The organism is Variovorax pasteuri, assembly GCF_051216435.1.
In the GTDB taxonomy this organism is placed as follows: Bacteria; Pseudomonadota; Gammaproteobacteria; order Burkholderiales; family Burkholderiaceae_C; genus Variovorax.
Genome location: NZ_JBPJZS010000005.1, coordinates 233,478 through 245,761, shown reverse-complemented (window position 1 = coordinate 245,761; position 12,284 = coordinate 233,478). Strand labels below are relative to the sequence as shown.

Genomic DNA, 12,284 nt, shown 5'->3' with positions numbered 1-12,284 from the left:
CCAAGGAGACCGACATGTACCTTCTGCAAGCGCCCCAGGTGCTGGAACTGCAGACCTTCACGACGATGCCCGCGTCCTTCCGGCGACCGCAGCGCAGCGTCTGGGCCGACGCCAACCGCGGCGGGCAGCCGACCGACTCGTTCCTTGAAGGGCCGGTGTTCGACGACGCCGGCAATCTCTACGTCTGCGACATTCCCTTCGGCCGCATCTTCCGGATCGACGCGGCAGGCGCATGGACGCAGGTGGCCGAGTACGACGGCGAACCCAACGGCATGAAGTTCGTCGATGCCCACACCCTGCTCGTCACCGACTACAGGAACGGCCTGATGCGCGTGGACGTGCAGACCGGGCAGGTCACGCCGCACTTGCAACGGCGCAACACCGAGAGCTTCAAGGGCGTGAACGACCTGGTGCTCGACGCCCAGGGCAACATCTACTTCACGGACCAGGGACAAAGCGGGCTTCACGACGCATCGGGCCGCCTCTACCGCCTGCGCCCGAACGGCCAGCTCGACCTGCTCCTGTCGAACGTACCCAGCCCGAACGGCGTGGCCCTCTCTCCGGACGGCAAGGTGCTCTACCTTGCGGTGACGCGGGGTAACTGCGTCTGGCGCGTGCCGCTGCTGGCCGACGGGAGCGTGTCCAAGGTGAGTCAGTTCTTCACTTCGTATGGACCCAGCGGTCCTGACGGGCTCGCGGTCGACACGCAGGGCCGGGTGCTCGTTGCCAATCCTGGCCTGGGCTACGTCTGGGTGCTCAGCACGCGCGCGGAGCCTGTCATGGTGCTGCGCGGTCCGGCCGGTGCATCGACCACGAACATCGCCTTCGGCGGGCCGAACCGGTCAACGCTGTTCGTCACCGACTCCACACATGGAAACGTGCTGATGCATGCACTCGACGCTCCAGGCGTCGTGCTGCACCGCTCGTTTCCCGCCAACAGCAAACAGCGAATCGCTGACACCCAACAAGCACGCCTCATGCCATGGAGAATGCGTAACGGCGTTCCTGCGGCAAAGTCCTCGCGGCATTCACAATTGCAGGCTGCAGACGACGTTCCAGAGCAGCCGTTAACTGCCTGCCTTTACTCTCGGTCAGCATGAGTCGGGTCCGAGAATTTCTCGGTAGCGCCCTCATGCGCACGATCGTGAGGACTGGCTCATGCGAAGACTGCATTTGCAGTTTAGGCGGCCATCAGCTTGTAGCCACGTCCATAAACCGGCACCAGCGAAAATCCATTTTCCTCGCGCAAGGCCAGGCGCTTTCGCACTCTCGTGACGCATACATCCAACGCCCGAGAGCGGCTGCTTTGCGTGGAACCATTCCACAACGAGCGCATGAGCAGTTCGCGCGACACCACATGGCCCATATTGCCGAAGAGAGTGATCGCCAAGTCGAACTGAAGCGGTTGAAGCTGGATCTCGAGGTTCTTGTGAATCACCACATGGCGGCCGTCCATCACAAAGCGATAGTCGCCCCAACTTACTTCCCGCTCAGCATCGCCGCGCACCGCACGAAAACCGGACCGGTGCAGGAGTGCTTCAATCCTCCATTCAAGTTCGTCGTCGCTCAAGTTCGTGATCCCAATGACGTTGGCGCCGAAGAAATCGGCGTTGCGCGGGAGCGACCGCCATTGCAGTTCATCCAGACAGAGAAGGACCGGAACATCCTTTGCCTGGCAAATGCCCGAGACGCCGAGCCACTCTGCATGTCGTGTGACAGTCATCACCAGCACATCGAACTGGTGATCTTTCGCGAGCTGCTCGAGAAACTCGTTGGAGTCTTGAAACTCATGCACCGAGGGGCCGATTCGTCGAAGATGCGAACTCAGTTGATCTCTGCGAATGTGGTCCTGGACGACAAGCGCTGCCCTGATGGTCTTCAATATTCCTCTCCCGATCAGATTTTTTGGATTTGCTCAGTTGTCAAGCCGTTCAGCCGCACGGCACGGATCGCTATGCCGCACTTGGCATTGCTGCGGCGGCAAGTTTTAGCTCGTACCGGACGTCGTCGGCTGGCATGTCGGCAGACCTGGAAACCTGGCCCGTTCCCCACCCCTGGGTCACCTCCAACGTGCGAATCAGCTCCCCCGAGGGCAGCGGACGACCGTAAAACCAGCCTTGCATAAGGTGCACGCCGCGGTTTCGGAAGTACTTGACCTGCTCGTTGTTTTCGACTCCCTCGACGATGATTTCTACACCCAGCTCCCTGGCCAGTTCAATCACGGATGGGACGATTCGCTCCCTCAATGTACCCGTACCCACCGTGTCGGTGAATTTCTTGTCCAGCTTGATCTTGTCGACCTTCAAGTCGCTGAGGTAGGACAGGTTGGCGTATCCAGTGCCGAAATCATCGATATAGATTTCATGGCCGCGGCCGCCCAGCTCCAGCATCACGGTCACTGCAGATTCGAGCTTTGCAGAAGTGCGCTCCGTGAGTTCAAAGGCCAGTTGCGTGGGGGCAATGCCCTCTTTGTCAAAGTGATGCTGCAGCGACTGGTGGAAGCTGCTGTCCACCATGTCCGCGGGAACGACGTTCACGCTGATCTTGAAGTCCTTGTGGGTGCGAAGAAAGTCGCCGAAGTCTTCGGAGACCCGCTGAAGCGCCAGGAGGGTCAGCTTGCCGATCAGGTCATTCGCTTCAGCAATGGGGATGAACACCACAGGTGAGACGCTTTCCCCGCTGTGGAGGGTCCAGCGCATCAACGCCTCTGCTGAGACGGTCTCGCCGGTACGGTTGTCCACGATCGGCTGGTATTGCATGAACAGCTCTTTCTTGGCAACCGCCTCGCGCAGCAACGCGTCGATGGTGCGCATTCTGAACTTGCGAGCAGACCACGACGCGACGCCGAGCGCCGTACCGATGCCGGCAAGAATTCCTGTGAAGATGAGCAGCATCAGGTTGCTCACCAAGACGGTCAATCCATGAGCCTTCAGTACATAACACGTGATCTGCCCAGGCAGACACGCGACTGAAAACAGGTCGCCCCGAAGCCAGTACGTCGAACCCGAGATGAACAACGGTTGACCAAGCCCTGGATCTGCTCCACGCACGACGAGCATCGTGCTGCTGGCCCTGTTCAACAGGACAATGCTCAAGGCGTAGTAACCATCCTCCACCGTCGCAGGCTGCTTCTCTGGTGCGATGAGGAGTTCGTAGCCGCCTTCTTTGACGAGGGTGGATTTGACGCCCGGCGAGAGCGGCAGGTCGACATTGCGCCATATCCGGCGACCTGTCTCCGTCGTGAAATCGGGACTCCTGGAAGGGAGGCTGGAAGCGGCATCGCCAAGGTTGCCGTTGCACCGCGAGCCAGCGTTTTCCCCTTGGTAAATGACGTCGCGAATGATTGCGGATCGAAAGGCGATGGACCGAAGGGCAGCAAGATGCGTCGCGGAGCACGGTTGGGCATCCAGGGCGCGAAGTTCCTCGAACGCCCCATTGATTTCGGCAACTCGCTCCAGCGGTTTGGAGATCACGGTCGCCGCGGCCGAGCGAATCTTGCGTTGTTCGTCAGCAATCAGGCATGCGCATAGCACGGCGAGTGTGACCACAATGCCGAGCACGGACCACGCAACAATGCCCCGTCTGTTTGACACGAGTTGGCCCAGCACTGACGCTCGGGGGTCGTTGTCGCGCCGAAATGTGGCTGATTTACTTGGATGAAAGTCAGCACATAACATCACGCAACTTTCATTCAAAGAAGAAAGTCGAACGATATTGCATTCACGCCCGCTTGGGGGCTATACGAAGGGAACGAGAGGAAGTAACGCATGAGGCGTGGTCCCTATCGGGGCCAAATTGTGATCCAGATCACAACTTGCGAAAGACAGGAGCCGATGCAGGTATCGATGTCGACGAGCAAAAGATGTTTCTCTGGAGACAGCCAGGAGGTTCTGAGCAGGCCGGGCAAGGCAGGGACCTATCGCAGGGCGTTGCGGGAAGCCGGGCCGCGCGGCTCGATGGGGGAGCTTGCCGGACTTGTGCAAATCGGAGGCCGAAGATAGTCCGCCACATGGATGCCGTCTACGTCACGACGTACGAGGCCGCGGCTTTCGAAGTCACGTATCGTCTTGTTCACGACTTCGCGTGACAAGCCCGAGCAGGAGGCAATGACCGCCTGTGTAATGCGCTTGTCGTAGCAATTCGAGCCCGCCGGAGCGAGTTGCGTCAGCTGATGCAGGACGCGGAACACGAGATCTTGGGACGACAGCCCCAGGGCCGTCTGCGCCGATGAAGGAACTGCCTGTGGGGGGGTTGGAAGCAGCCATCGGCAAGATACTCGGTATCGGCCAGCGCCAAAGAAACCAAGACCACGGCATGCTCGTTGGAGACCTCGGAAAATCTTATGAAAAACAACAACTTACGGACCTTTTCGGAACACCCTGGACAAGCCGGTGGCAGAGACGCCTTCTGTGAGCACCAGCTCGACACCATGATCGGCTGCGCCAGCATCGGCCTGGACGAACAGGGCCTGAGCGCCGCGCGGCTGTGGCACCGGCTGTGCCGCGCACGCCTGCTCGGCCCGCCCGCGCTCGATGTCGCGTTCAACACCGCCGACCTGCCCCTGATGCTGCGCATCGGCGGCGTGTCGCCGCGCTACCGGCAGCACTTCTTCGGCGTGGCCGCGTGACCGAACCCGTTCAACCGGTGCAGGCGTCGGCGCGCTCGCGGCGCGCGCTGCGCTCGGTGGTGGCTGCGCAGTTCTTCAGCTCGCTGGGGGACAACGCGCTGCTGATCGTTGCCATCGGCCTGCTCATGCAACGCCACGCGCCGGGCTGGATGACGCCGGCGCTGCGCGTGTTCTTCTATCTTTCCTACGTGCTGCTGGCCGCCTTCGCGGGCGCGGTGGCCGACGCCGCGCCCAAGGGCCGCGTGCTGATGGTCTCCAACCTGGTGAAGCTGGGGGGCTGCGCGCTGCTGGTGTGGCATGTGCAGCCGCTGGTTGCGTATGCGCTGGTCGGCCTCGGCGCGGCGGCCTATTCGCCGGCCAAGTACGGCATCCTGCCGGAGCTGCTGCCGCAGGACGAACTGGTCAAGGCCAACGGCTGGGTCGAGGCGAGCACGGTGGTGTCGATCCTGTTCGGCGTGGCACTGGGCGGCACGCTGGTGAACAAGGGCCATGCACTGCCGGCCATTGGCGCGGTGTACCTGCTCGCGGCCCTGTGCACGCTCTCCATTCCGCACAGCCCGGCGCGCAACCGCGCGGCGCTGGCGCATCCGGGCAAGCTGGTGCGCGATTTCGGGCACTCGCTGCAGCTGCTGTGGCGCGATGCCGAAGCACGCATTTCGCTGGCCATGACCAGCCTGTTCTGGGCGGCTTCGGCCACCCTGCAGTTCCTGGTGTTGCGATGGGGCGCCGAGCGCCTGGGGCTCACGCTGTCGCAAAGCGCGCTGCTGCAGATTGCGGTGGCAGTGGGCATGGTGGCCGGCGCCATGGGCGCGGCGCGCTGGTTCCCGTTGCAGCGCGCCATGCGCGCGCTGCCGCTGGGCGCGGCGCTGGGCGCCGTGGTCATGGCGATGACACTGGTCACGCAAACCGTGCTGGCCACTGTGATGCTGGTGGCGATCGGTGCGCTGGCCGGCCTGCTGCTGGTGCCGATGAACGCCTTGCTGCAAAGCCGCGGGCTGCTGCGCATGCACCCGGGCCAGTCGATCGCGGTGCAGAACGCCAACGAGAGCACCGCCTCGCTGGCCATGCTCGCGGTGTACGGCGCGCTGGTCTGGCTCGACGCCCCTCTGCTGCCCACGCTCGCGGGCTTCGGCGGCTTCCTGGTGCTGGCGATGGGCGCGATCTTTCTGTGGTCGCGCCGGCTCGGCACCTCGCGCGAGGCGCTCGCCGCTCAGAAGGTGTAGCGCGCGCTCACCCGCACCGTGCGTGGCTCCATGGGGTGCACGTGGCGGTCGTTCACGCCGCCGTTGCAGCTGCCGCCGGCCACCTCGCCGGCCGTGCATGAGGCGTAGTAGTACTCGATGTCGTTGCCCTTGCGGCCCGCCAGGTTGAACACGTCCAGCCCCAGCGTGAGCTGCCGGTTCACCGCATAGCGTGCGCCGAAGTTCAGCAGCGTGGTGGCGCGCGAGCGCACCGTGTTGAGCGTGTCCAGCGCGCGCGGCCCCATGTAGCGCAGCCGCAGCGACGCGGTCAGCGGGCCTTCGATGTAGGTGATGCCGGCCGCGACCACGCGCTCGACGGCGTTGTCGACGTGGTTGCCCTCGCCCTCCGGTGCCGCGCCCTTGAAGCGCGCACGCGACAGCGCGCCGTCCACCTCGAGCCGCCACGCGCGGTCGAACTTCCAGCGCAGCGTGGCCTCGATGCCGCGCCGCGTGCTGGCGCGGCCCGGCTCGGTGGTGCCGGCGTCGCCGACGTAGACCAGCTCGGAGGCCAGGTCGAGCTTCCACAGCGCCACCGTGGCCGTGAGGTCTTCGTTCGGCTGGAAGCGCCAGCCGACCTCGGCGCCGCGCCCCTTCACCAGCGCGGGCACGCGGTCGGCCGGCAGGCCGCTGCGCGGGTCGGTGGTGATGGTGGCGCCGCGCACGTCGTTGCTGTGAAAACCCACGCCCGCGTTGAAATAGAACTCGTGCGCCGCCGTAGGCGCGAAGGCCAGGCCGAACTTGGGGCTCAGTTGCGAGTCGCGGCCCTTGCCGCTGTTGAGCGGCCCATACACCGGCTCGCGGCCCTGCACGTTGTAGCGCAGCGCATCGCCGCGCAGGCCCACGTAGGCGCGCCAGCGATCGCTGAAGTTCACCAGCTGCTGGCCGTACACCGAGAACAGGTCCTGCGACACCTTGTCGTTGCGCACCGTGCCCAGGCGCTGGCGCGCTTCGGTGTCGTAGAGCCCCACCTCGGCGATGCGGTCGCCGCGCCACTGCGCGCCGAAGCTCAGCAGACCGTCGAGCCCCGCGATCTTGTTGCCCATCGAATGCAAGCCCTGCGCGCCGAAGATGCGGCGCCGGTCGGTCTGCTCGAACTGGTCGCCGTTGACGGGGTTGTTCAGGAAGTAGGTGAAGTCGGAGAACAGGTCGAAGCGGTAGTCGATGGCGTAGGCGCTGAACTCGGTGTCGCCGTTCGGTCCCTTGTCGAACCACTTGCCCGACAGGCTGATGCGTTGCGTCTTGCCGCCGTCGGTGGGGTTCAGGCTGCCGAAGCGCGGCAGCGCGCCGCTGTCGACGAGCCGCTCGGGCACCTGGTCGGTCGAGGTCCAGCTGCTCCTGTAGGCCATGCCCGTGAGGCTGAAGCCGCGCGCGGGCGAGCCCTGCGAGTAGCGCAGCACGGCGTTGGCCTTCTTCAGGTTCTCGGGCACGTTCCACGGGCCGTTGTTGCCTTCGAGCTCGACGGCGCCGAGCCAGGTCTGGTCGTCCACCGTGCGCGAGCCCGCGGCCAGCAGCCGCTTGAAGTCGTGCGAGCCCACGGTGAGCTCGGCAAAGGGCGCCTCCAGCGCGCTGAAATAGTCGAGCGACGCGCTGCCTGCCAGGGAGAAGTCGCCGCTCTGCGCAAAGTACGGGCCCTTGCGGTAGCGCACGCCCGACACCAGCTCGGGCATCAGGAAGTTGAGGTCCGCATAACCCTGACCGTGGCCGTGCGAGGGCATGTTGACCGGCATGCCGTCCACCGTCACCGCGAAGTCGGTGCCGTGGTCGAGGTTGAAGCCGCGCAGGAAGTACTGGTTGGCCTTGCCGTCGCCCGAGTGCTGCGTGGCCACCACGCCGGGCACCGCCTCGACGATGTCGCCGGGGCGCAGCTTGGGCCGCGACTGGTACGACTCACGCTCCACCGCCCCTTCGCTGGCGCTGTCGGCCGTGCCGATGGCGGTGTCGCGCGGGCCGACGACCTGGATCTCGGGCAGATGGTTCTGCTGGGCGCAGGCGGCGGCGCTGCCGAACAGGGCGCCGAGCAGCCAGGGCCGCGTGGCCGTGCGGGACGGAAGGTTCATGGGGCGGGTGTCTCCTGCGTCTGTCGTGGTGCCGCGCGGGGCGGGTACAGCGCTTACGCGGGAAAACGCCGGGCGGATGTGGTGGGTCCGGCTAGGGTTGTCACTCTCTGGGCCTGAAGGGTTATCGACTATGTTTTGCAGGCTTCGTGCTTGCGCGTCGTCCCTGTCGTTCCGACCCAGACTTTCACAACACCGTTGGAGACCTTTCCATGCAATTCCGATTCAAGCTGCTGGCCCTGAGCAGCGCTCTCGCCCTTTCGGCCGCCGCCTTCGCGGCCGATCCGATCAAGATCGGCGTGGACGGCCCCTACACCGGCGGCTCGTCCTCGATGGGTGTGAGCATGCGCGACGGCGTGCGCCTGGCTGCCGAGGAAATCAACAAGTCCGGCGGTGTGCTGGGCCGCCAGATCCAGCTGATCGAACGCGACGACGAAGCCAAGAACGAACGCGGCGTGCAGATCGCCCAGGAATTCGTCAACAAGGAAAAGGTCGTGGCCGCCGTGGGCTACATCAACACCGGCGTGGCGCTGGCCTCGCAGCGCTTCTTCCAGGAGGCGAAGATTCCGGTGCTCAACAACGTCGCGACCGGCTCGGTCATCACGCACCAGTTCGACAAGGACCCCGAGAACTACGTCTTCCGCAACGCCGCGCACGACAGCATCCAGGCGCCGATGATCGTGGAAGAAGCCATCGTGCGCCGCGGCTACAAGAAGGTCGCGATCCTGGCCGACTCCACCAACTACGGCCAGCTCGGCCGCGAGGACCTGGAGCGCGCGCTCAAGAACAAGGGCATCACGCCCGTGGCGGTCGAGAAGTTCAACATCAAGGACGTCGACATGACGGCCCAGTTGCTGAAGTCGAAGGAAGCCGGCGCAGAGGCCGTGCTCACCTACGGCATCGGCCCCGAGCTGGCCCAGATCGCCAACGGCATGACCAAGCTGGGCTGGAAGGTGCCGATCATCGGCAGCTGGACCCTGGCCATGGCCAACTTCATCGACAACGCCGGCCCCGGCGGCGACGGTGCGCGCATGCCGCAGACCTTCATCCAGGAGCCGACCACGCCCAAGCGCAAGGCCTTCATCGAAGCCTTCCTTGCCAAGTTCAAGCCGAAGAACAACCGCATGGATTCGCCGGTGTCGGCGGCGCAGGGCTACGACTCCATCTACCTGCTGGCCGCCGCGATCAAGCAGGCCGGCAGCACCGACGGCCCGAAGATCAAGGCGGCGCTCGAAGACCTGCAGGCGCCGGTCGAAGGCGTGGTGACGACCTACAACAAGCCCTTCACCAAGACCGACCACGACGCCATCACCGCCAACATTCCGGTGTTCGGCGAGGTCAAGGGCGGCCGCGTGGTCTTCGCCAGCGCCGACGACCAGAAGAGCGCCGGCACCGTGCGCATGAAGGATGCGGCGGCCAACGACGCCCTGCTGAAGAAGTAAGCACCGGCGCGAGCGCCGGCGCCGCCCCGGGGCCTGTTCCCGCGGCGGCGCATTTTTTGGTCCATCGCTTTCCTCGAGCCGCCATGCAAATCCTCACCCAACTCATCTTCAGCGGCATTGCGCTGGGCATGATCTATGCCGTCATCGCGTTCGGCTACCAGCTCACCTTCGCCACGTCGGACACCCTGAACTTCGGCCAGGGCAATGCCCTGATGCTCGGGGCCATGGTCGGCCTCACGCTGGTGAACATGGGGCTGAACTATTGGCTGATGATTCCGCTGGTGTGCCTGTTCGGCGCCTTCCAGGGCACGGTGGTGGAGCGCATCGCGGTGCGGCCGGCCATCAAGATCAAGTCCGAGTTCGGCTGGATCATGTCCACCATCGCGCTGGGCATCATCTTCACCAACGTGGCAGAGAACGTGTGGGGGCGCGACGACCTGAAGTTTCCGTCGCCGCTGCCCGAGTCGCCGCTGCACTTCCTGGGCGCCAATGTGCTGCCGATGGAAATCCTGGTGGTCGTCGGCGCGCTGCTCATGATGCTGGCGGTGGAGCTGTTCAACCGCCGCTCGATCTACGGCAAGGCCGTGGTCGCGACCTTCAACGACCGCGACGCCGCCAAGCTCATGGGCATCAACACCGGCCTGGTCATCACCTTCTCGTATGCGCTGTCGTCCATGACGGCGGCCTTCGCCGGCGTGCTGATCGCGCCGCTCACCCTGACCGGCGCCTCGATGGGCGCGGTGCTCGGCCTGAAGGCCTTCGCGGTCGCCATCATCGGCGGGCTCACCAGCGGCATGGGCATCGTGGTGGGCGGGATCATTCTCGGCATTGCCGAGACCACCACCGGCTTCTACCTGAGCACCGGCTACAAGGACGTGCCCGGGCTGGTGCTGCTGCTGATCGTGCTCGCCGTGCGCCCCTCGGGCCTGTTCGGCAAAGCCGCCATCAAGAAGGTGTGAGCGCCTCGCCATGAATTCCGAAAAAATGAAAACCAGCCATCTGCTTCTTGCGGTCGCCGGCGTGGCTGCGCTGCTGCTGTTCCCGATCGGCATCGACAACCCGTACTACATCCACCTGCTCGAGACCATCATGATCTACGCGATCCTGCTGTTCGGGCTCGACATCGTGGTGGGCTACACCGGCCAGGTCTCGCTGGGGCATGCCGGGCTGTTCGGCCTGGGCGCCTATGCCGCCGGCGTGCTCGTCTTCAAGCTTGCGATGCCGTTCTGGATCACGGTGCCGGTGGCCATTCTGCTCACGGCCGGCTTCGGCGCGCTGCTGGCATTGCCCGCGCTGCGCGTGTCGGGGCCCTACCTTGCCATGGTCACGCTGGCCTTCGGCACCATCATCCAGATCCTCATCAACGAGATGGATTTCCTGACCAACGGTCCGATGGGCATCAAGCTCGAGAAGCCCGCGCTGTTCGGCCACAAGCTCGACGACCGCGAGTACTACTGGGTGGTGGCGGTGCTGATGGTGCTGGCGCTGGTGGTGGTGCACCGCATCCTGCGCTCGCACCTGGGGCGGGCCTTCGAGGCGCTGCGCGGCAGCCCGGTGGCCTCCGACTGCATGGGGGTGTCGGTCTATCGCTACAAGGTCTACGCATTCGTCATCAGCGCCGGCTTCGCCGGGCTCGCGGGCTGCCTCTATGCCTACTCCGAGCAGTACATCTCGCCCAACTCCTACAACTTCGAGCTCACCGTGCTGTTCCTGCTGGCGGTGATCATGGGCGGACGCAAGAGCCGCATCGGGGCCATGCTCGGCGCCACCATCATCGTGCTGCTGCCCAAGCTGCTGGACGACGTGGTGCTGTTTCGCTACGTGTCGGTGGCGCTGGCCGTGCTGGTGCTGGTCTCCGCGGTGGTCGCGGTCCGGCGGCAGCGCGCCACCCCCGTGCAGATGGCCATTCCCGTGGTCGGCAGCATCGCGCTGGCGGGCCTCGCCTTCTGGCTCGATGCCATGACCGACTGGCGGCTGTCGATCTTCGGCGTGATCATGCTGTTCGTCGTGTACTACCTGCAGGACGGCATCGTCGGCTTCGTGCGCAAGGCCTTCAACATGCGCCGGCCCGTGGCATCCGTTGCGGCAGCCGACGTCGACGCGGCACCGGCCGACGCGGTGTCCATCGCGGCCCATGCCGGCGGCAGCGAAGACGTGCTCGAGGCCTCCGGCGTGCTGATGCAGTTCGGCGGCCTGAAAGCGCTCAACAACGTCGACCTGCGCATCAAGCGCGGCACCATCCACGGCCTGATCGGGCCCAACGGATCCGGCAAGAGCACCATGATGAACGTGCTGACCGGCATCTACGTGCCCACGGCCGGTGCCATCTCCTTCGGCGGCCGTTCGCTGGTCGGGCGCACCTCGGCCGACATCGCGCTGTCGGGCATTGCGCGCACCTTCCAGAACGTGCAGCTGTTCGGCGAAATGACCGCGCTGCAGAACGTGCAGGTCGGCCTGCACCACAGCTTTGCGAGCAACCTGCTCGACGTGGCGGTGCACACGCCGCGCTACCGGCGCGAGAGCGCGGCCGCTGTGCAGCGCGGGCTGGGGCTGCTGAAGTTCGTCGGCCTCGAGGCGCTCGCCACCGAGGAGGCGCGCAACCTGCCCTACGGCAAGCAGCGCCTGCTGGAGATCGCGCGTGCGCTGGCGCTTGATCCGCAGCTGCTGCTGCTCGACGAGCCGGCCGCCGGGCTGACCGCGCCCGACATCAAGGAGCTGCTCGCCATCATCCGCAAGATCCGCGAGCACGGCGTGACCGTGATCCTGATCGAGCACCACATGGACGTGGTGATGAGCATGTGCGACACCGTCTCGGTGCTCGACTTCGGCCAGAAGATTGCCGAGGGGGAGCCGGCCCAGGTGCAGGCCGACGAGAAGGTGATCGAGGCCTATCTGGGCGGCACCGCATGACACGCGCCGA

General features: G+C 65.0%; 8 protein-coding genes and 2 pseudogenes. 6 read left to right on the top strand and 4 right to left on the bottom strand.

Annotation, left to right across the window (positions count from 1 at the left end; translation table 11 throughout):
• Positions 1-14 precede the first annotated feature (14 nt).
• Positions 15-923: pseudogene (locus tag ACSFBM_RS20130) on the top strand (SMP-30/gluconolactonase/LRE family protein); the annotation flags it as partial.
• A gap of 257 nt (positions 924-1,180) precedes the next feature.
• Here the strand turns inward: ACSFBM_RS20130 and ACSFBM_RS20125 are convergent.
• From ACSFBM_RS20125 to ACSFBM_RS20115, 3 genes and pseudogenes are all read right to left on the bottom strand, one after another.
• Complete coding sequence (locus ACSFBM_RS20125; protein WP_435485957.1) at positions 1,181-1,882, bottom strand: winged helix-turn-helix domain-containing protein; 702 nt, start codon at positions 1,880-1,882, stop codon at positions 1,181-1,183.
• A gap of 70 nt (positions 1,883-1,952) precedes the next feature.
• Entirely contained in the window at positions 1,953-3,608 is a 1,656-nt protein-coding gene (locus ACSFBM_RS20120; protein ID WP_435485956.1) for an EAL domain-containing protein, read from the bottom strand.
• A 308-nt stretch (positions 3,609-3,916) separates the two neighbouring features.
• Positions 3,917-4,207: pseudogene (locus tag ACSFBM_RS20115) on the bottom strand (helix-turn-helix domain-containing protein); the annotation flags it as partial.
• 222 nt (positions 4,208-4,429) lie between these two features.
• On the opposite strand from ACSFBM_RS20115, the gene ACSFBM_RS20110 reads away from it, so the two are divergent.
• Together ACSFBM_RS20110 and lplT are read left to right on the top strand one after the other, a co-directional pair.
• Positions 4,430-4,627, top strand: a complete 198-nt coding sequence (locus ACSFBM_RS20110; protein ID WP_435485955.1) for a hypothetical protein — start codon at positions 4,430-4,432, stop codon at positions 4,625-4,627.
• Positions 4,624-5,850, top strand: coding sequence for a lysophospholipid transporter LplT (lplT, locus tag ACSFBM_RS20105; protein ID WP_435485954.1), 1,227 nt, complete (start codon positions 4,624-4,626; stop codon positions 5,848-5,850). Before ACSFBM_RS20110 ends, lplT begins: the two co-directional genes overlap by 4 nt.
• Here lplT and ACSFBM_RS20100 read toward each other — a convergent pair.
• On the bottom strand, positions 5,838-7,925 hold the full coding sequence (locus tag ACSFBM_RS20100) for a TonB-dependent receptor (RefSeq protein WP_435485953.1): 2,088 nt from the start codon (positions 7,923-7,925) through the stop codon (positions 5,838-5,840). The two genes, lplT and ACSFBM_RS20100, sit on opposite strands and share 13 nt — an antisense overlap.
• A 209-nt stretch (positions 7,926-8,134) precedes the next feature.
• Between ACSFBM_RS20100 and ACSFBM_RS20095 the strand changes: the two genes are divergently transcribed.
• The 3 genes from ACSFBM_RS20095 (at position 8,135) to ACSFBM_RS20085 (ending at position 12,274) form a co-directional block, all read left to right on the top strand.
• Positions 8,135-9,364: an ABC transporter substrate-binding protein gene (locus ACSFBM_RS20095; RefSeq protein WP_435485952.1), complete on the top strand. Its 1,230-nt coding sequence runs from the start codon at positions 8,135-8,137 to the stop codon at positions 9,362-9,364.
• Positions 9,365-9,447: 83 nt separating this feature from the next.
• Positions 9,448-10,323, top strand: coding sequence for a branched-chain amino acid ABC transporter permease (locus tag ACSFBM_RS20090; protein ID WP_435485951.1), 876 nt, complete (start codon positions 9,448-9,450; stop codon positions 10,321-10,323).
• 25 nt (positions 10,324-10,348) lie between these two features.
• Positions 10,349-12,274: a branched-chain amino acid ABC transporter ATP-binding protein/permease gene (locus tag ACSFBM_RS20085; protein WP_435485950.1), complete on the top strand. Its 1,926-nt coding sequence runs from the start codon at positions 10,349-10,351 to the stop codon at positions 12,272-12,274.
• The last annotated feature ends 10 nt before the right edge of the window (positions 12,275-12,284 follow it).